At 71.5% G+C, this 20,624-nt stretch carries 19 protein-coding genes; 17 read left to right on the forward strand and 2 right to left on the reverse strand.

The window, feature by feature from the left end; genetic code table 11:
• Positions 1-133: 133 nt before the first annotated feature.
• Positions 134-487, forward strand: a complete 354-nt coding sequence (locus ACZ37P_RS10075; protein WP_355342557.1) for a PRC-barrel domain-containing protein — start codon at positions 134-136, stop codon at positions 485-487.
• Here the strand turns inward: ACZ37P_RS10075 and ACZ37P_RS10080 are convergent.
• Positions 475-1,116 carry a TetR/AcrR family transcriptional regulator gene (locus ACZ37P_RS10080; protein ID WP_467345935.1) on the reverse strand — a complete coding sequence of 214 codons (642 nt, stop codon included), beginning with the start codon at positions 1,114-1,116 and terminating at the stop codon, positions 475-477. The two genes, ACZ37P_RS10075 and ACZ37P_RS10080, sit on opposite strands and share 13 nt — an antisense overlap.
• Positions 1,117-1,257: 141 nt before the next feature.
• On the opposite strand from ACZ37P_RS10080, the gene ACZ37P_RS10085 reads away from it, so the two are divergent.
• From ACZ37P_RS10085 to ACZ37P_RS10160, 16 genes are all read left to right on the forward strand, one after another.
• The gene (locus ACZ37P_RS10085) at positions 1,258-2,409 is read left to right on the forward strand and encodes an FAD-dependent oxidoreductase (protein WP_467345937.1); all 1,152 of its coding nucleotides are present in this window, start codon (positions 1,258-1,260) and stop codon (positions 2,407-2,409) included.
• A gap of 325 nt (positions 2,410-2,734) precedes the next feature.
• Positions 2,735-3,388 (forward strand): RNA polymerase sigma factor, encoded by a 654-nt coding sequence (locus ACZ37P_RS10090; protein WP_355342550.1) that lies wholly within the window; start codon positions 2,735-2,737, stop codon positions 3,386-3,388.
• Complete coding sequence (locus tag ACZ37P_RS10095; protein ID WP_467345939.1) at positions 3,385-4,482, forward strand: CU044_5270 family protein; 1,098 nt, start codon at positions 3,385-3,387, stop codon at positions 4,480-4,482. The genes ACZ37P_RS10090 and ACZ37P_RS10095 overlap by 4 nt, the downstream gene beginning before the upstream one ends.
• 133 nt (positions 4,483-4,615) lie before the next feature.
• Complete coding sequence (locus ACZ37P_RS10100) at positions 4,616-5,635, forward strand: aldo/keto reductase (protein ID WP_355342545.1); 1,020 nt, start codon at positions 4,616-4,618, stop codon at positions 5,633-5,635.
• Positions 5,636-5,907: 272 nt separating this feature from the next.
• Entirely contained in the window at positions 5,908-6,483 is a 576-nt protein-coding gene (locus ACZ37P_RS10105; RefSeq protein WP_467345941.1) for a hypothetical protein, read from the forward strand.
• Positions 6,484-6,630: 147 nt separating this feature from the next.
• Complete coding sequence (locus tag ACZ37P_RS10110; protein WP_467345943.1) at positions 6,631-7,602, forward strand: outer membrane protein assembly factor BamB family protein; 972 nt, start codon at positions 6,631-6,633, stop codon at positions 7,600-7,602.
• A 659-nt stretch (positions 7,603-8,261) separates the two neighbouring features.
• Positions 8,262-9,335 (forward strand): substrate-binding domain-containing protein, encoded by a 1,074-nt coding sequence (locus ACZ37P_RS10115; protein WP_366823751.1) that lies wholly within the window; start codon positions 8,262-8,264, stop codon positions 9,333-9,335.
• Positions 9,332-10,315 carry an ROK family protein gene (locus ACZ37P_RS10120; protein ID WP_467345945.1) on the forward strand — a complete coding sequence of 328 codons (984 nt, stop codon included), beginning with the start codon at positions 9,332-9,334 and terminating at the stop codon, positions 10,313-10,315. The genes ACZ37P_RS10115 and ACZ37P_RS10120 overlap by 4 nt, the downstream gene beginning before the upstream one ends.
• Complete coding sequence (locus tag ACZ37P_RS10125) at positions 10,312-11,136, forward strand: ATP-binding cassette domain-containing protein (RefSeq protein WP_188280229.1); 825 nt, start codon at positions 10,312-10,314, stop codon at positions 11,134-11,136. The genes ACZ37P_RS10120 and ACZ37P_RS10125 overlap by 4 nt, the downstream gene beginning before the upstream one ends.
• Positions 11,133-12,374 carry a sugar ABC transporter permease gene (locus ACZ37P_RS10130; RefSeq protein WP_391046090.1) on the forward strand — a complete coding sequence of 414 codons (1,242 nt, stop codon included), beginning with the start codon at positions 11,133-11,135 and terminating at the stop codon, positions 12,372-12,374. Before ACZ37P_RS10125 ends, ACZ37P_RS10130 begins: the two co-directional genes overlap by 4 nt.
• A complete protein-coding gene (locus ACZ37P_RS10135) occupies positions 12,371-13,396 on the forward strand; it encodes an SIS domain-containing protein (RefSeq protein WP_355342528.1) in 1,026 nt (341 codons plus the stop codon). Before ACZ37P_RS10130 ends, ACZ37P_RS10135 begins: the two co-directional genes overlap by 4 nt.
• 106 nt (positions 13,397-13,502) lie before the next feature.
• Positions 13,503-14,348, forward strand: a complete 846-nt coding sequence (locus ACZ37P_RS10140; protein WP_355342525.1) for a GntR family transcriptional regulator — start codon at positions 13,503-13,505, stop codon at positions 14,346-14,348.
• Positions 14,345-15,442 (forward strand): N-acetylglucosamine-6-phosphate deacetylase, encoded by a 1,098-nt coding sequence (gene nagA, locus ACZ37P_RS10145; protein WP_401719063.1) that lies wholly within the window; start codon positions 14,345-14,347, stop codon positions 15,440-15,442. Before ACZ37P_RS10140 ends, nagA begins: the two co-directional genes overlap by 4 nt.
• Positions 15,439-16,104: an N-acetylmannosamine-6-phosphate 2-epimerase gene (locus tag ACZ37P_RS10150; protein ID WP_391046085.1), complete on the forward strand. Its 666-nt coding sequence runs from the start codon at positions 15,439-15,441 to the stop codon at positions 16,102-16,104. The genes nagA and ACZ37P_RS10150 overlap by 4 nt, the downstream gene beginning before the upstream one ends.
• Before the next feature lie 207 nt (positions 16,105-16,311).
• Complete coding sequence (locus ACZ37P_RS10155) at positions 16,312-17,136, forward strand: NAD-dependent epimerase/dehydratase family protein (protein WP_467345949.1); 825 nt, start codon at positions 16,312-16,314, stop codon at positions 17,134-17,136.
• 231 nt (positions 17,137-17,367) lie between these two features.
• The gene (locus tag ACZ37P_RS10160) at positions 17,368-18,360 is read left to right on the forward strand and encodes an ABC transporter ATP-binding protein (RefSeq protein ID WP_401719734.1); all 993 of its coding nucleotides are present in this window, start codon (positions 17,368-17,370) and stop codon (positions 18,358-18,360) included.
• 38 nt (positions 18,361-18,398) lie between these two features.
• Here the strand turns inward: ACZ37P_RS10160 and ACZ37P_RS10165 are convergent, their stop codons facing one another.
• Positions 18,399-20,531: a hypothetical protein gene (locus ACZ37P_RS10165; protein WP_467345950.1), complete on the reverse strand. Its 2,133-nt coding sequence runs from the start codon at positions 20,529-20,531 to the stop codon at positions 18,399-18,401.
• Between the last annotated feature and the right edge of the window lie 93 nt (positions 20,532-20,624).

Here is a 20,624-nt window from a genome sequence, read left to right on the forward strand (position 1 = left end):
CGAGTCGGGGCCTGAGGTGTGGGCGCGGGGCGGGCGGGCACGCGACCGTCTGAGTACGCGTCACCGGCGAGCAGATGCCGCGACGGCATTCTCGTCACTCGGGGCGCGACGTTTCCGATGGAGGAGCCGCGACATGAGGGACAACATCTGGGGCTATCAGCACACCACCGGCCATACGGCGGGGACCGACCTGATCGGTTACCAGGTCGAGGCGACGGACGGTCACATCGGCAAGGTCGACAAGCACTCCGACGACTTCGACTCGGCGTATCTGGTCGTCGATACCGGCGTGTGGATCTTCGGCAAGCACGTACTGCTCCCCGCGGGCACCGTACGGTCGATCGACACGGCGGACCAGAAGATCTTCGTCGATCTCACGAAGGACCAGATCAAGAGCTCCCCGGAGTTCGTCGTGGACGAGCACACCGGTGATACCCACTACCGCGAGCTGGTGGCTCGGTACTACGAGAACCACTACAACATCTGACCCGCCGTCGGGGCGGCGGGGCCGGGCGGGGTGACCGCGGCCGTCCATCCCCGGTCGAGCAGGAGCATCGCCTGGTCGATCGCGGCGACGGGATCGGGACGGGAACCGGCGAAGGCGAGGGTTTCCAGGGTGAAGCGGGCGTAGGCGGCGCAGAGCAGGTCGTCGTGGGGGCGGCCGGTCTGCTCGGCGAGGGCGACGGCCAGGGCGTTCTCGTGGCGCAGGGTCATCGCGCGGGCGTACTCGCGCAGGGCCGGGGTCTGCCGGACGAGCTCCTGGAGGTCGGCGAAGCGCGGGTCACGCGTGTGGGGCGAGGTGGCGAAGCCCGTGAAGTGCGCGCGCAGGGCCTCGGGGATCGTCCGGTCCGCGGGGCGGTCGGTCACCGCGGCGACCAGGCGGGCCTCGTTCCCGGCGTCCTCGTCGAAGACCAGGGCCTCCTTGCCGCCGGGGAAGTAGTTGAACACCGTCGACACCGACACATCGGCGGACTCGGCGATCTCGCGGACGCTCACCTGGTCGTATCCGCGCTCCAGGAACAGCCGCAGCGCGGCGTCGGCGATCGCCTGCCGGGTGGCGGCCTTCTTGCGTTCGCGCCTTCCGGCGGGGGCGGCCCGGTCGGTGGTGTCGTCCATGCGCCGACCGTACCCCGAAAGTTGCCATCGCACCATTATTGGAGTCGTTGTATGTTTGGAGGCATTCGAATAATGTGACGGCGCCGGACATGCCTGCGGCATCGGGCCGCGGCCCTCCGGCGTCGGCGAGAGGAACCACCCATGAACCCCACGAACCCCGTAGCACCGGCCCAGGCCAGGATCAGCGTCATCGGCGCGGGACCCGGCGGCCTGACCTGCGCCCGCATCCTCCAGCGGCGCGGCCTCGCCGTCACCGTCTACGACCGCGAAGCCGGTCCCGACGTCCGCGACCAGGGCGGCTCCCTGGACCTGCACGCCGACAACGGCCAGATCGCCCTGCGCGAGGCCGGTCTGCTGGAGGAGTTCTTCGCGCTGTCCCGGCCCGAGGGCCAGGAGATGCGGCTGCTGGACCCGGACGGCACGATCACCGCCCGGCACGTCCCGGAAGCCGACGAGCTGTTCAAGCCGGAGATCGACCGCGGGGTGCTGCGCGACCTGCTCCTGCGGTCGGTCGAACCGGGAACGATCCGCTGGGGAAAGGGACTTGAGTCCGTCGGCGGTCCCGCCGAGGGACCGCGGCTGCTGCGCTTCACCGACGGCACCACCGTGGAGACCGACCTGGTCATCGGCGCCGACGGCGCCTCGTCACGCGTACGCCCGGCCGTCTCGGCCGCCGTCCCCGCGTACACGGGGGTGAGCTTCCTGGAGGCCTGGTTCGACGACGTCGACGACAGCCACCCCGAGATCGCCGAACTGGTCGGCCAGGGCATGGCCCACGCGGGCGACGGCGAACGCGCGCTGGTGGCCCAGCGCAACGGCGGCGACCACATCCGCGTCTACATCGTCCAGCAGGTCCCGGCCGACTGGATCAGCCGCGGCGGCCTGGCCGCCGACGACACCGACGCCGTCCGCGCCCTGCTCCAGGAGCGGTTCGCCCACTGGTCGGCGCCCATGCGCCGGCTCATCACCGACAACGACGGCCCCTACGTCCAGCGGCCGATCTTCGCCCTGCCGGTCCCGCACACCTGGGAGCCGCACCCCACCGTGACACTCCTGGGCGACGCCGCCCACCTCATGCCGCCGCTGGGCGTCGGCGTCAACCTCGCCATGCTCGACGCCGGCGAACTCGCCGTCGCCCTGGCCACCGAGGCCACCGTCGCCGACGCCGTCCGCGCCTACGAGAGCACCATGCTCCCCCGCTCCACCGAGACCGCCGAACTCCTCGACGGCGCCGTCGCGGACCTCCTCACCCCCGACCTCCCCGACTTCGCCGACGCCCCCGCAAGGCCCTGATCCCGCAGGGACCTCTCACGGCCCTGAGCCGCGAGGGCGGATTCCGTCATACGAACCCCGGCGCTCCGTCGGTGGCGGGACGGAGCGCCGCGGGCCCCGGTCAGCAGCTCGTGAAGGCGACGCGGGCGTTGTCGTAGGAGCAGACGTCGAGAACGAGGCCGGGCACCCCCCTTGCGGGCCCGGCAGGCCCGTACTTCACCAGATAAGGAGCGCACCGTCAGCCCTTTGTGCAAACCGGACGCACCGTTACTCTCGGGCGCGGGAAGCGGGCGGGCGGGCGGCTGTGACGGCGGACACAGGAACTCGGCCGGTGCTGCGGAGAGTAATGAGTGTGACGCAAACAGAACCAGCGGAGCCGTTGCGTGGGCGGATCCGTGCCGGAGACCGTTCCGCGTTCGCCGAGCTGTACGAACAGAGCGCGCGGGCGGTCTACAACCATGCGCTGCGGCTGACCGGGAGTTGGCCGGAGGCCGAGGACGTGATGTCCGAGACCTTCCTGGCCGCCTGGCGCGGGCGGGAGACCGTGGAGCCGGAGGGCGGGTCCCTCACGCCATGGCTCCTGGGCATCGCCACGCACAAGGCGCACAACGCCAACCGCGGACGGTGGCGCAGGCTCGCCTTCCTCGCGCGCAGCCCGGAGCCCCGCGCTGTCGAGGACTTCGCGGAGGAGGCGATCGGCCGGATCGACGACGCGCGACGGCTGGCCGCCGTCCACGAGACGCTGCGCCGACTGCGCCGCCAGGACAGGGAGGTGATCGCCCTGTGCGTGGCGGCCGGGCTGGACTACCGGCAAGCCGCCGAGGCACTGGGCATCCCGGTCGGCACCGTGCGCTCGCGGCTCTCGCGCGCCCGCAAGCGACTGGCCGAGCTGAGCGCCGTACCGGCACGCGACACGGCGGGGGAACCGGACCGCGTTCCCGGAGAGAAAGACGGCGAGGCCGTGTTCGCGGCGCTCTTCTTGCAGGAGGAAACCCGATGAAGGCTGACAACGCGCCCGCCACCGTCCCGGCCGAGGCGGAAGAACTGCTGGCCGCCTCGGCCGCCTGGGACCACCTTTCGCCGAGCCGCCATCGGCACCTCAAGGACGTTCTGATGCGGCGGATCGACCAGGACCTCGCCTGCGGGACCCGTACGACGGCGACGGCGACGGCGACGGCGACGACGACGACGATGGTGGCGACGGCGGCGGCCCCACAGCGCCGCCGCCGGCAACCGCGTCCGATGATGGTGCTTCCCGTGGCGGCCGCACTGACCGCCGTGCTCGTCGTCACCGCGTCCGGCGGCGGACACGCCCCTGGGCACTTCCCCGCGGCCCCTCCGGCGCACTACAACAGCGCGTCCGCCACGCTCAGCCGCATCGCCGCCGTCGCCATGACGGGCAACGTGACGCCGGTGAAGGACGACCAGCTCGTGTATGTCGAGACGCTGACCCGGGGGAACAAGGGCGCGTTCGGCGGCCAGGTCCGGCTCGGCGCGCTGCACAAGCAGGAGTACTGGACCGTCCAGCGCCCCGGCCCCATGACGGAGGAGGGCTGGATCCGTGAATCGGGGAAGGACGCGGTGATGCCGGGGCTGGGGCCCATGGTGGCCACCTCGCCCGTGTACGCGGGACTTGACCACCCCACCTACAAGTGGCTGGCCACGCTGCCCACGGACCCCGAGGCGCTGCGCGCGCTGCTCTACGCCGAGACCGAGCCGTGGGGCACCTCCTCGCTGGACGAGACCGTCTTCTCGAACATCGGCGGGATGCTGAGCACGGCGATCATGCCCCCGGCCACCGCGTCCGCGCTGTACCAGGTCGTGGAGAAGATCCCCGGCGTCCGCGTGGTGCCCGACGCCGTCGACGCGGCGGGTCGACACGGCTTCGGCATCACTCGCCACGACCCCGGAGCCGCCACCCGCGACACGTGGATCTTCGACAAGGCCACGCTCACGTATCTGGGCTCGCGGTCCTACATGATCGGTCACCAGGGCGACGGCACCGCCGTCGAGACGTTGTACGGCGTGAATGCCGTCATGCGGCGCGGCGTGGTCGACCGCCCTGGTGAGGTCCCCGCGAGCGTCGAGGGCTGACGACGGGCGGGCCGGCCGCCGCAGCCGGACGGTGGTCGGACGAGTCGCCGTACGAAGTATTGCCGTACGAAGTGCCGGACGTAGTGCCGGACGTATTGCCGGATGAGACCGGCACGACAGTGGAGAGCGCACCATGAAACGCAGAGTCCTCGGCGGTACGGGTATGTCGGTGAGCGAATTCGCCCTCGGGACGATGATGCTCGGCGCGATGGGCAACACCGACCACGGCGAGTCCGTGGCGATGATCCACACCGCGCTGGACGCAGGCATCAACTTCATCGACACCGCGGACGTCTATTCGGCGGGCGAGAGCGAGGAGATCGTCGGCAAGGCGCTGAAGGGGCGGCGCGACGAGGTCGTCCTCGCCACCAAGTTCGGGCTGCCGATCGGATCGGACGACAACCGGCGGGGCGGATCGCGCAGGTGGATCACCCAGGCGGTGGAGGGGAGCCTGCGCCGTCTCGGCACCGACCGCATCGACCTCTACCAGATGCACCGCTGGGATCCGTTCACGGACCTCGACGAGACGCTTTCCGCGCTCTCGGACCTGATCCGGGCCGGGAAAGTACGGGCGATCGGCTCGTCGCTGTTCCACCCGGAGCAGACGGTCGAGGCGCAGTGGGCCGCCGAGCGCGGCCACCACCACCGCTTCCGGTCCGAGCAGCCGCCGTACAACGTCCTGCTGCGCGGCGTCGAGGCCACCACGCTGCCGACCGCCCAGCGATACGGCATGGGCGTCCTCACCTTCGGCCCGCTCGGATCCGGCTGGCTCTCCGGCCGCGCCGATCCCACCGCCGGTCACCGCAACGCGGGAGCCGCCACGCCCCTGTTCGACCAGGCGGAACCGGGGAACCGGGCCAAGGCGAAGGCCGTCGGAGAGCTCACCGAACTGGCCGCCGAAGCGGGGCTGAAACTCGCCCATCTGGCCACCGCGTTCGTGCTGACCCACCCGGCGGTCACCTCGGTCCTCCTCGGTCCGCGCACCCCCGCGCAGCTCACCGACCTGCTGGCCGGCGCCGATGTCGCACTCAGCGACGACGTACTGGACCGCATCGACGAGATCGTCCCGCCGGGGGTCAACCTCAACCAGAAGGACATCCTCTTCCTGCCCTCCACCCTCGGCGACAAGCACACCCGCCGACGCCCCCGCTGACGCCGCCCCAGGACGAGTTGCCCCCGACGACGGGCTCGGTCCCCTACAGGTGCGCGGGGACCAGCTTGGGGCTGTTTTTCCTCCGAGGATGACCGATGACCCCGGGGGCCCAGCGGCACACCGGGATGGGGTCCGTACGGGCAGTGACCTGTACGGGCCACGATCTTTCAGAGGGGGCCGCACCGGCACCGGGCTTGACATCGTGACGACGCGTTCGCGCGATCCTCGGGGGTAGACGACTGTCGTTGTGGCGACGGCAGTTGGGGGCGCGGATGAGCAGCGAGTACCGCCCAGACGGGGATGTGGACTGGGACGGTGAACGCCGTTGGTACGACCGCCTGTGGGTGCGTGTCGGGACGGCAGTGGCCTTCCTCGCGGTGATGTACGCCGCGCTGTGGTTCTGGCTGGGCTTCAACTTCGGCGGTTTCGCGGGCGGCTTGGGCGCCGCCACGGCGGGTTTGTGGCGGCAACGGACCTTCCGGCGACACCTCGCCCAGGAGGCCGGAATCCGGCCCCGGCAGATCCCGGTGATCGCCCGCCGCCTGCGCAAGGGACGCGTTCCCGCGGACCCGGCCGTACGGCACGCCATGACCGTCCTTCTGCGACGCCAACGCAAGGCGGCGCGCAGCGGCCTTCGGTGGCTGCCCTGGCTCGCCGGGTTCTATCTCGTCCTCGGCGCCATCTTCCTGATCGTGGGTACCACCGGCTTCGGTGTCTTCTGCCTGACGATCGGCGTCCTCCTCGCCGCCGCCCGGGCCGCCCACAGCCGCACAACCAGACGCCTCGACCGAGCCGAAGCCCGACTCATCCCCCCGCCGCCCCCTCCCGCCACCATGGCTCGCGGCTGACGGTGACACTCTCCGTCGCGCATAGTCGCCTTCAACGAGGTGCGTCGATCCGTCAGGGGTCGGGTGGGGAATTCTGGGATGCGGCCTCCGCTCGTCGGAGCTCTGGAGATGTGTCGGCGCCGCGTAATGCGGAGATTGGGAAGCGTTGTGCTCGAATTGCTAGATGTGGTCCTGGAAACAGTGTTTGCGGAAGAAGCTCCGGACGGCGTCGTGCCGGTTTTGGCTCAAGGTGAGAGTGATACGCCCATATTGCTCTCAAACGGTACCGGCTACGATTGTTGGCGTTGGGACCCTCGCACCGGTGAAATGCTCTGGAGGTTTGCGGGTGAGGATCTGATATCGACGGTTGCGGTGGCCACCCCGACGAATGGTGATGCCGTCGTCGCGGTGGCCACGGATATCGGGGTGGTGCGGGTTGATGCTGCAAGTGGCAGGACCGTGCCCGTTGGCGCGATGGCTGAGTTTGATGACACCGCTTGGGACGTCACCAGTGGGCCGCTGCCCGGTGGGCGAGCGTTCATCGCTGTTGCCGCGCAGTGTGAGCCGTTCATCCACTATTGGGACGCGACTACCGGCGAAGCGTTGAGCCCTCAACTGACGGGGCCGGATTATCCGCTGAAGACCATCACGTCACTGTCGCTCAAGGACGGCACGGTCCTCATCGCAGCGGAGGACGAGGCTGGAGTTGTGTATCGGTGGGTCGCCTCGACCGGCGAGCCATTCGGATCACATATTCATGGCTTTGGCGAATACAACATGAGGATGACCGCGCTGACGCATCCCGACGGCCGGGCTGTCCTGGCGTCACTCGACATGAATGGAAACTTGTCTCGGTATAACGGGGTGACTGGTGAGCCGCTGGGTCCTGCTTTGTCGATGGGCCCGGACGTCGGTGCCATCGCCGCGGGCTGTTTGAATGAGTCCGCGCTTCTGTTCGTGTCTTCCGGTGCGGGCCCTGTGCACATTCTCGATGCCTTCACGGGTGAAGCCGCCTATGCACCGATCCCGGGTAACAACCCAGCGGTTCTCGAGTGTTCTGACGGCGCTATCCTGTTGGCTACGGTTCACGCATCCGACGACTATGCAACGGTGAGCCGATTGACTCACCCTTCCGGCTAGCTCGGCCACTGTGGTCGGGCCGCCGAAGTCGGCGGAAGCGCCATGGGTCGGTGCTGGTCTTGGAGCCGCCCGGGAATGGATCTTCGCCCACCTGAGGCACCTGAGGTGAGCCGAGGAGGCTGCGCCGATCCGGTCGCGCGTCCGCTCGCCGGGCATCTTGCGGGTCCTCGTCCACGCCGCCGCCCGTGCGCTGTCGTCCGCTGGGCCCACGTGCGTCCCCAAGGTTCCACAGGCCGTCCAGTTCGCTTGCCTCCGGTGAGGCGCGTCCGGGCCGGCCTCTTCCTGTCTGCGGGGGCTTTCGGTTCGGAGGGGGTGGGTGCGGCGGGGTGGGATTGGATACGACCGGTGGTTCGTACCAGAGGGAGGGCGGGGGGTCGGGGGGAATCGCGGGGGAGTTGGGGTCGACGGGGGCGGCGGCGCGGGCTGTGCGGGTGGGGCGGGGGGAAATTTGCTGGTCACCTCGGGGTAATACCAGTGGTTTGCTTAGGTTATCGAGCTGTAATACCAGAGGGTTGACCACTGGTTGATACCAGATCTAGCTTGAGGCAACTCACCCCGCTACACATGGCTCAGAGGTGGACGAAACTCTCATGAACGTTACTTCTCATTCACACCGCCGACGCATGGCCGTTGCGGGGGTGGCTGTAGTTGGAGCCCTCATGCTGGCCTCGTGCTCGTCGGACACATCCGACGCGACCTCCGGCTCGACCGGCGGCTCCGGCGGCGGCAAGGCCAAGGACAAGCCGATCGTGGCGCTGCTGCTCCCGGAGAACGCGACCGCCCGGTACGAGGCGCGGGACAAGCCGACCTTCGAGAAGCAGCTCGCGGAGAGCTGCCCCAAGTGTCAGCTCCGCTACTACAACGCGGCCGGGGACGCGAGCAAGCAGCTCAGCCAGGCCGAGTCCGCGCTGACCGAAGGGGCCAGCGTGCTGGTGATCGACCCCGTCGACTCCAAGGCCGCCGGGGCCGTGGTCGCCAGCGCCCGCAGGCAGGGCGCGAAGGTCATGAGCTACGACCGCGTCATCTACAACGCGGCCGTGGACTACGGGGTGAAGTTCGACAACGTCCAGCAGGGCGCCGTCGGCATGCAGTCCCTGCTCGACAAGCTGAAGAAGGACGGCAAGACCTCCGGCAACGTCGTCATGATGAACGGCGACCCCGTCGACTCGGGCGCCAAGCCGGAGAAGGACGGCGCGCACAGCGTCATCGACAAGTCCGGCTTCACCGTCGCCGCCGAGTACGACACCAAGGGCTGGTCGGCGGCCAACGCGCAGAACCAGATGCAGCAGGCCATCACCAAGCTCGGCGCGTCCAAGATCGCCGGTGTCTACGCGGGCAACGACGGCATGGCCACCGGTGTCGTCGCCGCGCTGAAGAGCGCGGGCATCAAGCCGATGCCGCCCGTCACGGGCCTCGACACGCAGCTCGACGCCATCCAGAACATGGTCGCGGGCGACCTGTACGAGAGCACGTACCTGCCGGTCGAGACCGAGGCGCGGATCGGCGCCAAGGCCGCCGCCGCCCTCGCCACCGGGCAGAAGCCCTCCGGCGAACTGCTCAACGGCACCATCGACGACGGCGCGGGCAAGGTGCCCGCCTACCTGCTCGAATCCATCGCCGTGACGATGGAGAACATGAAGGAAATCCTGCTCGACAGCGGTTATCTGACCGTCGATCAGATCTGCACGGCCAACTACAAGAAGGCGTGCGTCGAGGCGGGACTCATCAAGTGACCTCCTTCTCCACCGGCGATGCCGCCCAGGTCGTCGCAGTCGACCTGGGCGGCACCACCGCCCGCGCGGCGCTCGTCGACCGCGGCGGAACCGTGACCGCCAGGCTCAAGGAGCCCGTCCGGCACGACGCGGCGCACGAGCAGGTCGCCGATCTCATGACGCGGATCGCGGCCGGTACGGACGCCGTCTCGGCGGTCGTCGGACTGCCGGGACGGGTGGACCACGTCGAGGGCCGTCTGCACGTGGCGCGCAATCTGCCGTCCACCGACCTTGGCCGCCTGTCGGCCGCGTACCTCTCCGAGGCCACCGGACTCGCCGTCGAGCTGGCGGGTGACGCCGAGTTGGCCGCGATCGGCGAGGCGTACTTCGGCGCCGGGTCCACCGCGGGGACGACGGCCTATCTGACCCTCTCGACGGGGATCGGCGCGGCGGTGGTGAGCGACGGCCGCGTGCTGTCCGGACGCGTGTCGGGGTTCCAGATCGGATTCCTGCACCTGCTCGGCGCCGGGCGCCCCATGATCGAGGACCTCGGCTCGGGACAGCGCGTACGCGAGGCCGGGCGTGAACTGGGCAGGGACGTCGACTACCGCGCCCTGACCGACCTCGCCTCAAGCGACGGCGCCCCCGGCGCCGACCCCGTACCGACCGCGCCCCACCCCGGCGCCCTGGCCGCCGCCGCCCTCACCGACATCGCCGACGCGGCGGCCGCCGCCGCGATCCTCCTGTGCCACGTCGTCTCACCCGACGTACTGGTCGTCGGCGGCGGCCTCGCCCGCGCGGCCGGCGCCCAGCTCCTCGACGAGCTCGACCGCCGCATCAGCGACACCGCGCGCTCGCACGTCTCCTGGGACGTCGACGTACGCGCCGCCGTGTGCGGCGACGACGCCGGTCTCGTCGGCGCCGGCGCGTGGCACCTCGCCCAACCGATCGCGGTCGCCACCGCGGCGGACCGACTCGGCATGAAAGGAGACCGCCGATGACAACGACCGTTGACAGGGCGGCCGACCGGGCGGGAGAACGCCCGCCGCCCGTGCTGGAACTCGAACACATCAGCAAGAGCTTCGGCGCCGTTCAGGCGCTCAGCGACGTCAGCATGACCGTCGCCGCGGGAGAGGTCGTCGCGCTCGTCGGCGACAACGGCGCGGGCAAGTCCACCCTGATCAAGACGATCGCCGGTACGCACCCCCGCGACGGCGGCACCATGGCGGTGAACGGCGAGCCGGTCTCCCCGCGCAAGCCCACGGACTCCACCCGCCTCGGCATCGCGACGGTGTACCAGGACCTCGCGCTGTGCGACAACCTCGACATCGTCGCCAACCTCTTCCTCGGCCGCGAGAAGCACCACGGCGGCTTCCTGAGCGCGCTCGACATGGAAGAGGTCGCCGTCGGGCTGCTCAAGCGGCTCTCGGTCAAGATCAAGGACCTGCGCGCGCCCGTCTCCTCGCTCTCCGGCGGGCAGCGCCAGTCGGTGGCCATCGCGCGGTCCCTGCTCGGCGATCCGCGGCTGGTCATCCTGGACGAGCCGACCGCGGCGCTCGGCGTCGAGCAGACCGCCGAAGTGCTCGAACTCATCGAGCGGCTGCGGAGCGAGGGGCACGCCGTCCTCATGGTGAGCCACAACCTGGCCGACGTCTTCGACGTGGCGGACCGCATCGTCTGCCTGCGGCTCGGGCGCAGCGTCACCGAGTTCCCCGTCGAGGGGACCACAGAAGAACAGGTCGTCGCCGCCATCACCGGCGTCGCCGACAGCAGTGCCCAAAAGCGCCGGACGCTGCGCCGCGACCGGGCTCAGGAAGGATGACCGTGACCACCAACACCGCAACCGCCCCCGCCGGGCAGAGCGTGCTGCCGCCAGGACCGCCGGCGCAGGAGAACTGGGTGCGCGAGCGCGTCCAGCGCCTGCGTACCGGCGACTTCGGGGCGCTGCCCGTCATCCTCGGCCTCGTCGTCATCTCGCTGGTCTTCCAGATCGCCAACCAGCGGTTCCTCTCGCCGCAGAACCTCTCCAACCTGAGCCTGCAGATCGCCTCGACCGGCGTCATCGCGCTGGGCATCGTGTTCGTCCTGATCATCGGCGAGATCGACCTGTCCGCCGGATCGGTGAGCGGGATCACCTCCGCCTCCATGGTGGTGCTGAGCATCAACCAGGGCTGGCCGCCGGTGCTCGCGATCGTCCTGGCCGTCGTGTTCGGCGCCGCGATCGGCCTGTTCCACGGCTTCATCTTCACCAAGCTCGGCGTTCCGTCGTTCGTGCTGACCCTGGGCGGCCTGCTCGCCTGGCAGGGCGGCCAACTCCTCGTCCTGGGCAACCAGGGCACGATCAACATCCCCTACGACGGCACCATCGCCTCGCTCGCCAACACCACGCTCCCCGCGTGGATCGGATACGTGATCGCCGCTGTCTACGCGGGCGCGGCCTTCGGCGGGACGGTCCTCACCGCCAGACGGCGACGCGAACGCGGCCTGACCGTACGGCCGCTCACCGGGGGCCTGGTGCGCGCCGGAGTGATCACGGTCCTGATCGTCGCGGCGACGACCGTCTTCGCGCGGTGGCACGGCATACCCCTGTCGCTGATCATCTTCGTCGGACTCGTGGTCCTGGTCGACCTGCTGCTGCGCGGCACGACCTTCGGCCGCAAGCTGTTCGCCGTCGGCGGCAACGCCGAGGCGGCCCGGCGCGCGGGCATCCAGGTCGGCACCGTCAAGGTCATCGCCTTCACGATCGCCTCGTCGCTCGCCGCCTTCGGCGGTGTGCTCGCGGCCTCACGCCTGTTCGCGGTCAACCAGGCCAGCGGCGGCAGCGACATCCTGCTCAACGCGATCGCCGCCGCGGTCATCGGCGGCACCAGCCTGTTCGGCGGACGCGGCACCGCGTACTCCGCACTGCTCGGCATGCTCGTCATCGGAGCGGTGTCCAACGGCATGGATCTGCTGAACCAGACCTCCGCCGTCAAGTACGTGATCACCGGCGCCGTACTCGTGGCCGCCGTGGTGATCGATTCCCTGGCACGACGAGGAAGGGCGGCCAGCGGCCGATGAGTGTCAACGCGTTTCTGCGCCAGGGGTTCATCCCCTTCGACGAGGGCGTGCTGAGCCAGACCAGCCGGCTCACCGAGGTCGCACCGGTGCTGCGCGAGCGGGCGCTCGCCGCGGCGGGTGCGGTCGGCCGCCCCGACCAGGCCACGTTCATCGGCATCGGCGCGAGCCTCGCGGCGCTCGCCGCACCGGTCGCCCACCTGTCGGCGCGCGGCATCCCCAGCGTCCGGCTCAACGCGGCGCAGGCGGGGCCGTTCGACGAGACCACCACCCTCGTCGCACTGTCCCAGTCGGGCCGCAGCCGCGAGACGGTCGACGTGATGCGCGCGGCCACCGGCCGCAAGCTCGCGGTCGTCAACGTCACCGACTCGCCGATGGCCGCCGCCGCCGACTCGGTGCTGACCCTCGGCGACCTGCCCGACAGCCTCGCCTCGACGATCGGGTTCACCGCCTCGGCGATGGCCGTCTCCATGCTCGCCGAGACCTGGACCGACGGCGAACCGTCGCCGACGTGGCTCAGCCTGGGGGAGCGGCTCGCCGGGTTCCTCGACGCGACCTCCGCGCAGGCCGAGGAGATCGCGGACCGGCTGTCGGCCGCGTCGATCATCGACCTGGTGGCGCCCGCGGACCAGTACGGTGTCGCCGAGAGCGGCGCGCTGCTGCTGCGCGAGGTGACGCGGGTCCCCGCGGCGTCGTTCGAGACGCGGCAGTACCTGCACGGGCTGATGGAGTCCACCCACCCCTCGACGCTGCACATCGTTCTCGACGGTCCCGACGACGGGCAGATCCTGCGCGCCCTCGGCTCGCTCGGCCGTCAGATCGTCGAACTGCGGACGGGCGCTCCCGTCGTCCACGGCGAGCGGACCCTGGTCGTGCCGGTCGAGGCGCACAACCCCCTGGAGATACCGGTGTTCGTGGCGGCGCTGCTGCAACAGGTGGCGCTGCGCTCGGCGCGGGCGCGGGGGATCGATCCGGACGAGTTCCTCTTCCTCGACACCGGAACCAAACTCGACGACGGCGAATAGCCCGGCCGGGCGGCCGTACGAGGGCGGTACGGCCGCCCTCGCACCGTGCGACACGGGCTGCTGATTACGTTCATTCCCACCAACTCCACGAGACACAATCGGGGTCATGTCTACTTCGCCAGCACTGCACCGCAAGGTGGCGCAGCACCTCAGGGAACGCATCGAATCGGGTGTGATCGAGCCCGGTTCGAGACTGCCTTCCGAGCGGGTTCTCGCTGAGCAGTTCGACGTCAGCCGGGTCACCGTCCGTCAGGCACTGAAGGATCTGGAGGCGGCCGGCCTGGTCACCGTCGTCATGGGCGCCCGGTGGGTGCGCGGGCAGACGCCCGCCCCGGCCCCGGCCCGGCCCGCGGACCAGGACGAGGCGGAGTCGATCGAGGAGGGCGCCACCGGCCTGGTGAGCTTCTCCGACCTCGCGGAGGCGAACGGCCTGACCTCCAGCTCGAAAGTGCTGAAGTGCCTGACCCGCGCCAGCTCGCTCGACGAGGCGGACCTGCTGGGTGTCGCCCCTGGCGCACCCATCGTCGACCTGGTCCGGCTGCGGTATCTCGACGGCATCCCGACCCTGATCGACTTCTCGCTCATCCCTGAGCAGTTGGCGCCGGGCCTCGGCGACCACGATTTCACCACCGCTTCCCTGTACTCCACGCTCTCCGACGAGTACGGCCTGCACGCGGTCAGAGCCGACTGCGTCATCGAGGCGCGCGGGGCCACCGCCGACATCGCAGAGAACCTCGGCCTTGCTCCGGGCGACCCCGTCCTGGGGATCGTCCAGACCACGTTCGACGAGAACCGCCGGGTCGTGCAGTGGTGCCGCAGCGTCTACCGCGGTGACCGTTACCGCTTCCGCGCCGCCCTCCAGGGCCAGGCCGGCCGCGCGCACCGCCATCAATCCGCCGCAGAGCCGACCGGCCGCGGCCCAGCCCCCCATATAGCGAGGTTGTATCCATGAGAATTTCCGCACGCGGCGCCGTCGTCGCCGGCGCCTGGGTGAAGGGCGACGTCGAGGTCGACGGCGGACGGCTGGTACGCACCGGCCTGCCCTCGACCGGCACGGGGTACGTCCTGCCCGGCCTGGTCGACCTCCAGGTCAACGGTTACGGCGGGGTCGACTTCAACGCGGCCACGGCCGAGGAGTTCGAGCGGGCGCTCGCCGCCCTCACCCGCGACGGCGTTTTCCACGTACAGCCCACCGTCATCACCGACTCCGAGGAGAACGTGGTCCGGCAGCTCGGCGTGCTGGACAAGCTCCAGGCCTCCTCGCCTCCCGGCGCGAAGGTCGTCGGCGTGCACGCCGAGGGCCCGTTCCTGTCGCCGCACCACCGGGGCGTGCACCGGCCCGAGTACCTCCGCGACCCCGACATCGGCATCGTGCGACGCTTCCTCGACGCCGGGCCGCTGCGTACGATCACCGTCGCTCCCGAACTGCCGGGCGCGCCGGAGCTGATCGCCTGGGCCGCGGGCCAGGGGGTCATCGTGCAGGCCGGGCACTCGGGCGCCGACGCGGCGACCGCGTACGCCGGTTTCGACGCGGGAGCCCGCGCGGTCACGCACCTGTTCAACGGGATGATCGCGTTCAGCCACCGCGCGCCCGGCATCGCGGGCGCCACGCTCAACCGGGAGGAGGTCGCCATCCAGCTCATCGCCGACGACATCCATCTCGCGCGGGAGACCTCGCTGTTCGCGCTCAAGGCCGCCGAGCACCGCATCATGCTCGTCACCGACGCCGCGTCGCCCGCGGGGGCCGGTGACGGTGTCTTCACCGTGGGCGGTTTCACCGTCGAGGTCACCGACGGGGTGCCGCGCCTGCCCGACGGCACCCTCGCCGGCAGTACGGTGACGCTGCTCCAGCAGGTACGCAAGCTGGTCGAGCACGACTGGCCGGTCGACCGGGCGGTGAACCTGGCCAGCCGAGCGCCCGCCCGCTTCTACGGGCTCACCGGCGCGGGGGAACTCACCCTCGGCGGCCCGGCCGACCTGATCGTCACCGACGAGAACGTCGCCGTCGAGCGCGTCCTGGTCGCCGGAGAGGAGTTCGCGGCGTGAACATCCTTCCTCGCGGCCTGATCGTCTCGCTCACCCCGTCGCCCCAGTCGCCCTGGCAGAACATCGACGATGTCGTCCGGCTCGCCGCCGCCGCGCAGGCCGGTGGCGCCGTCGCCGTGAAAATGGACGGCCCGGACGCCGTACGCGCGGTGAAGCGCGCGCTCCCCGGCTTCCCCGTGCTCGCCGTGAGCATCGACGGCTCGCACGGCGGGGTCGTCCGCATCACGCCGACGCTCGACCACGCCGCCGCCCTGGTGGACGCCGGGGCCGACGTCGTGGAACTGGAAGCGGACGCGGCGGCGCGCCGACACGACGGCCAGGACCTGGCCGAACTCGTCGCGTCCTTCGTCGCGCTGGGCAAACCGGTCAAGGCGGGCGTGCCGGGGATCGACGACGCACGCACCGCCGTGGAGGCGGGCGCCGCGATCGTCAGTTCGTCCACGATGGGCTACCCCGCCAAGGCGAACTCCGGGCCCCTGCCCGACCTGGGACTTGTGGCCACCCTCGTCGCCGGCGCCGGGGTGCCGGTCGTCGCCGAGCGCGGCTACTCCACGCCGGACGACGTACGCGCGGCCCTGGCCGCGGGCGCGCACGCCGTCGTGGTCGGCTCCGCCATCGTCGACCCCGTCTGGCTGACCGCCCGCTTCGCGGGCGTGGCCTAGGGCCCGTCCGGCCCCACGCTCCTCGCCTTCGCGGTCCTGACGCCCAAGCCGACCAGCCCCGTTGCCGCCGGGTGACGGCGTCTCCTGTCGAGGCGGGCGCGGCATCGCACGGCGGGTAGGGTGCTTCGGACCGAATCCGCGCGGGGCTGGCAGAATCGGGGTGTGAGCGCCGAGCGGAGGACGCGGGACCCTGGCGGGGCGGTTGTCGTGACGGGAAGCTCGGGCCGGGTCGGATCGGCCCTGGCCGCGGCCTTCGACGCGGCGGGCCGGGAGGTCCGCGGCGTGGACAGGGTGGCCGGCCGCTGGACGAGCGTCGTCGCCGACCTGCGGGACCCGCGCGAGCGGCGGGCCGCGCTGCGGTCTGCCGACGTCCTGGTCCACACCGCCGCGCTGCACGCCCCGCACGTCGGGCGCGTGGCCGATGAGGAGTTCCGCGCCGTGAACGTCGGCATGACCGCGGAACTCCTCGACGACGCCGCGCGCCTCGGTGTCCGGCGCGTTCTCTACATCAGCAGTACCAGTGTCTACGGCCACGCCCTGGTGCCCGCCGACCGCGCCGTCTGGGTGGACGAGCACCTCACGCCGCTTCCCCGGGACATCTACGACGAGACCAAACTGGCCGCGGAACGGCTGGTCGCCGCCTGCGGCGTCTCCGCGGTCACGCTGCGCATCGCGCGGTGCTTTCCGGAGCCGCTGCCCGTACGCGCCCGCCATCTGCTCCACCGGGCGGTCGACGTGGCCGACGTCGCGGCGGCGGGGGTCCTGGCCGTGACGCGCCCTGAGGTGACCGGCACGTTCAACGTCTCCGGGCCGCACGTGTTCCAGCGTGAGGACTGCGTCGCTCTCCACCGCGACGCGGGCGCGGTCCTCGCCGGTCGGGCTCCTGACGTGGTCGAGGCGTTCCGCGACCGGGGGTGGCCGGTGCCGGATCGTCTGGACCGCGTGTACGACTCCACCGCGGCAACGAACGCCTTCGGCTACCGCCCTGTTCGCGGCGTCCGGGAACTCTTGCGGGACGCCCGCGCGGTCTGACGGCACGCCGTCCGATCGACGGCATGCGGATCGTGGCGGATGTGACGCGGGCCGAAGCGGACGCGACGACCTCGGCGACGCTGACCCCTGATCGAGGCCCGGACCCGCGGATGGCGGCTCCCGGGCGGGTTCGCGCATTACCCTGGCGGCTGTCCGACAGTGGGATTCGCAGACTTCACCTTATCGGGGGACCGCGTGCCAGTTCACCAACAGCGCACCGGGGCAACGGACTTGGACGAGCTGCGGCGGCGGGCCGTCGCGGCGCCACGGCGGGAGGAGGGGCTGGTCGTCTGCGAGAACCTGGTGCGGATCTACCAGACCGAGGGCGTCGAGGTGCAGGCGCTCCAGGGCCTCGATCTCGCCGTGGCCCAGGGCGAGATGATCGCGGTGGTCGGGGCGTCCGGCTCCGGGAAATCCACCCTGCTGGGCATACTCTCCGGCCAGGACGTGCCCACCGCGGGCGCCGCCACGGTCGCCGGACACGACCTGCTGACGATGAAGCGCCGCGAGCGGCTCAGCTACCGGCGGGGCACCGTGGGCTTCGTCTGGCAGCAGACCTCGCGCAATCTGCTGCCCTACCTCTCGGCGGCCGAGAACGTGATGCTTCCGATGACGTACACCGGGATCAAACGCTCCCAACGCCGGGCGCGGGCCGAGGAATTGCTCGACCTGCTGTCCGTCGGACACTGCCGGGACCGTACGCCCGACACGCTCTCCGGCGGCGAGCAGCAGCGGGTCGCAATCGCCGTGGCCAACGCCAACGAGCCGCAGGTGCTGTTCGCCGACGAACCCACCGGCGAACTCGACACCGCCACCAGCGACGAGGTGTTCGCGGCACTGCGCCGGGCCAACGAGGACCTGGGCGTCACCGTGATCGTGGTGACCCACGACGCCCTGGTGTCCGAGCAGGTCCAGCGCACGGTGCGGATCCGCAACGGCCGCACCTCAACCGAGGTGCTGCGCCGGGTCACCACCGGCGAGGACGGCGTCGAGGTGCTCACCGCCGAGGAGTTCGCGGTACTGGACGCCAGCGGGCGGCTGCAACTGCCCGGCCAGTTCACCGAGCGCCTGCACATGCGCAAACGGGTGCGGCTGGCCCTGGAGACCGACCACATCGGCGTATGGCCGGACGAGGCCGCGCGGCGGGCGAAGTCCGCGGCGGAGAGCGCCGCGGGCGCAGGAGACACGGAGGGCGACACGGAGTCCACCGAGAGCGCCCCGTAAGCCCTGCGCTCGACGGCCGAACCCTGAGCCGCGGCCGTTCACGTGAGCCGCAGCACGGCCCCCAGTCGCCGCCGACGCGCGAGGACGGTCTCGGCCGCGGCGGCGACCAGGATCAGCGCTGTCACGGCGACGACGAGGGCGAGCGTCAGCGAGTAGTCGGTGCGCAGGGCCGGTTGGGCCGGGCCGCCGGTGAACTGCCGCAGGTCCAACGCCGGTGCCATGAGCCGCGGTTCGAGCAGCCCGAGCAGCGTGCCGCCCACCGCGGAGGCGACCGCCAGCGGCAGCAGTTGCAGGAAGTGCAGCACCCCGGCCTCCTTGCCGCCGAGCCCGAGCGTGCGCAGGAACGAGGCGGTGCGACCGCGCTCGTGCGCGGTGAGGGTCAGTTCCAGGGCGAGCGTGAGCAGGCCGGCCAGCGCGGCCAGGATCGACGTGACGGCGTAGGCCGTGTCGAGTCCCCGCGTCAGCCCGTCCGCGCGCAGGGCGCTCAGCGTTTCGGAGCGGACGCGGATCCGGGCCAGCGGCCCGAGCGTCTGAGCCGCCGCCGACCGCAGCGCGGCGGGCGCGGCGGGGGCGGTCCCGTCGGGAGCGCCGCCCTTGAGCAGCATGACGGTGCTCCCCGAGGACTGCTCGGGCATCAGGTGCTCGGCGCCCGCCGTGGTGATCAGCAGCGGCGTCCCGGCGGGAATCCGCGCCGTGACCGGCCCGAGGAGGGGGTCGTGCAGGTCCGCGCCGGTGAGGGTGCCGACCGGCGTGAGAACCAGGTCCACCGGCCGCCGCCCGAGGATCGAGACGCTGGAGGTGAAGCCACCGGTGCGCTCGCGCGCCCGCAGGTCGGGCGAGAGGAAGGACGGCAGCGGGACGCGCGCGTCGATCCTGGTTCCCGCCGGGGTGGCCAGCCCGGACAGCAGGGCGTTGGCCAGCGGCGACTTCGGTGCGACGGCCGCCAGTTGCCGGGGGTCCACGGTGATCACGGCGACCTGCGTGATCAGCGCGCCGTCGACCTGTCCCACCAGGTCGAGGGTGTGCAGATGCTGGACGACGGTCCGTATGCCCTTGCCTGCGCCGGTCCCCGGCGCGGCGGTCCCGGTCGTGGCCCCGTTCGCGGTCCCGGCCACGATCGCGCTCGCGTCCGCGCCGGTGGTCCAGTCCGCGCCCGCGGCCAGGCCGTCGCCGATCGTGCGCTGTACGAGTCCGCCGAACACGGCCGTTCCCAAGGTCAGGACCAGGACGAACAGCGCCAGCCCGGTCGCCGGGGCGTCGTGGGCGGCCCGTGCCGCCCCGATGAAGCCGACCGCTCCCCGGGCGCGCCGGGTCCGCCGCAGCACCACGCGCAGCGCGAGCGGGGAGATCCGCAGCAGGAGCAGCACGACGGCCAGCGCCACCAGCACCGGCACCGCGCCCAGAATCCCGTCGGGCCCCTGCGAACGCAGCGCGACCACGCCCGCCGCCGTCGCGAGCAGCACCGTCAGCTCCAGGACCACGCGGCGGCCGGTGACAGCGCGGCGGCGCGAGCGCCGCGGTCGGCCGGGCCTGCGCGGCTCGCGGACCGCGAGCCACGTCATCAGCGGCACCGTCATCATCACGACCGCGGCGGCGAGTGCGGCGGGCACCGGCTGCGGCGATCCTGACGTGCCGCCGGGAGCCAGGGCCCGACCGGCCGCCCAGCCGAGCGCAGCGCCGATCAGCACCACCGGCCAGGCCACGGCGCAGCGCAGCAGCACCAGCCGCGCGGTGGACGCGCCCCGCGCGCGCTGCAACCGCAGGTGCGCCCGCCGTCGGCGCAGCAACAGCCGTACGGCGACGGCCACGGTCGCCAGCGCGACCGCGGCCAGCGCGTCGACGGCGTACATCGCCAGCGCCCTGGCCTGATGGTCCTGAGCGGTGAACTCGGCGAGCAGCGGCGTCAGGAAGTCGGTCACCAGCAGGGACCCGGTGGCCTGACCGCGTACGTGGCAGCTGATGTCGCCGGAGATCCAGTCGGTTCCCTGGCACAGGGCGGCACTCAGGTCCGCGCCGTAGTGCGACAGCGGCCCGGCCAGCGCGCGGGCCTGGTCGAGCGCCGCTCCCGACAGGTCGGCCCGCAACTGCCAGGTCACCCGGGGCCCGACGACCCCGGCCCCTGCGAGCAGGTCGGCGGCGTCGAGGCCGACGAGGCCGCTGACGGCGAGCACCGTGCCGGGGGGGGGGGGGGGGGGGGGGGGGGGGGGGGGGGGTGGCGACGGCCGCCCAGCCCCGAAGCCAGCGGCCGCAGCCGTGGGGTGGTG

The sequence above is a fragment of the Streptomyces sp. NPDC024632 genome (assembly GCF_055559175.1).

What these genes read in the sequence shown, in the direction of transcription:
- ACZ37P_RS10075 (WP_355342557.1), top strand. Translation starts at nt 134, where the DNA reads ATGAGGGACAACATCTGGGGCTATCAGCACACCACCGGCCATACGGCG.
- ACZ37P_RS10080 (WP_467345935.1), bottom strand. Translation starts at nt 1,116, where the DNA reads ATGGACGACACCACCGACCGGGCCGCCCCCGCCGGAAGGCGCGAACGC.
- ACZ37P_RS10085 (WP_467345937.1), top strand. Translation starts at nt 1,258, where the DNA reads ATGAACCCCACGAACCCCGTAGCACCGGCCCAGGCCAGGATCAGCGTC.
- ACZ37P_RS10090 (WP_355342550.1), top strand. Translation starts at nt 2,735, where the DNA reads ATGAGTGTGACGCAAACAGAACCAGCGGAGCCGTTGCGTGGGCGGATC.
- ACZ37P_RS10095 (WP_467345939.1), top strand. Translation starts at nt 3,385, where the DNA reads ATGAAGGCTGACAACGCGCCCGCCACCGTCCCGGCCGAGGCGGAAGAA.
- ACZ37P_RS10100 (WP_355342545.1), top strand. Translation starts at nt 4,616, where the DNA reads ATGAAACGCAGAGTCCTCGGCGGTACGGGTATGTCGGTGAGCGAATTC.
- ACZ37P_RS10105 (WP_467345941.1), top strand. Translation starts at nt 5,908, where the DNA reads ATGAGCAGCGAGTACCGCCCAGACGGGGATGTGGACTGGGACGGTGAA.
- ACZ37P_RS10115 (WP_366823751.1), top strand. Translation starts at nt 8,262, where the DNA reads ATGCTGGCCTCGTGCTCGTCGGACACATCCGACGCGACCTCCGGCTCG.
- ACZ37P_RS10125 (WP_188280229.1), top strand. Translation starts at nt 10,312, where the DNA reads ATGACAACGACCGTTGACAGGGCGGCCGACCGGGCGGGAGAACGCCCG.
- ACZ37P_RS10130 (WP_391046090.1), top strand. Translation starts at nt 11,133, where the DNA reads ATGACCGTGACCACCAACACCGCAACCGCCCCCGCCGGGCAGAGCGTG.
- ACZ37P_RS10135 (WP_355342528.1), top strand. Translation starts at nt 12,371, where the DNA reads ATGAGTGTCAACGCGTTTCTGCGCCAGGGGTTCATCCCCTTCGACGAG.
- ACZ37P_RS10140 (WP_355342525.1), top strand. Translation starts at nt 13,503, where the DNA reads ATGTCTACTTCGCCAGCACTGCACCGCAAGGTGGCGCAGCACCTCAGG.
- nagA (WP_401719063.1), top strand. Translation starts at nt 14,345, where the DNA reads ATGAGAATTTCCGCACGCGGCGCCGTCGTCGCCGGCGCCTGGGTGAAG.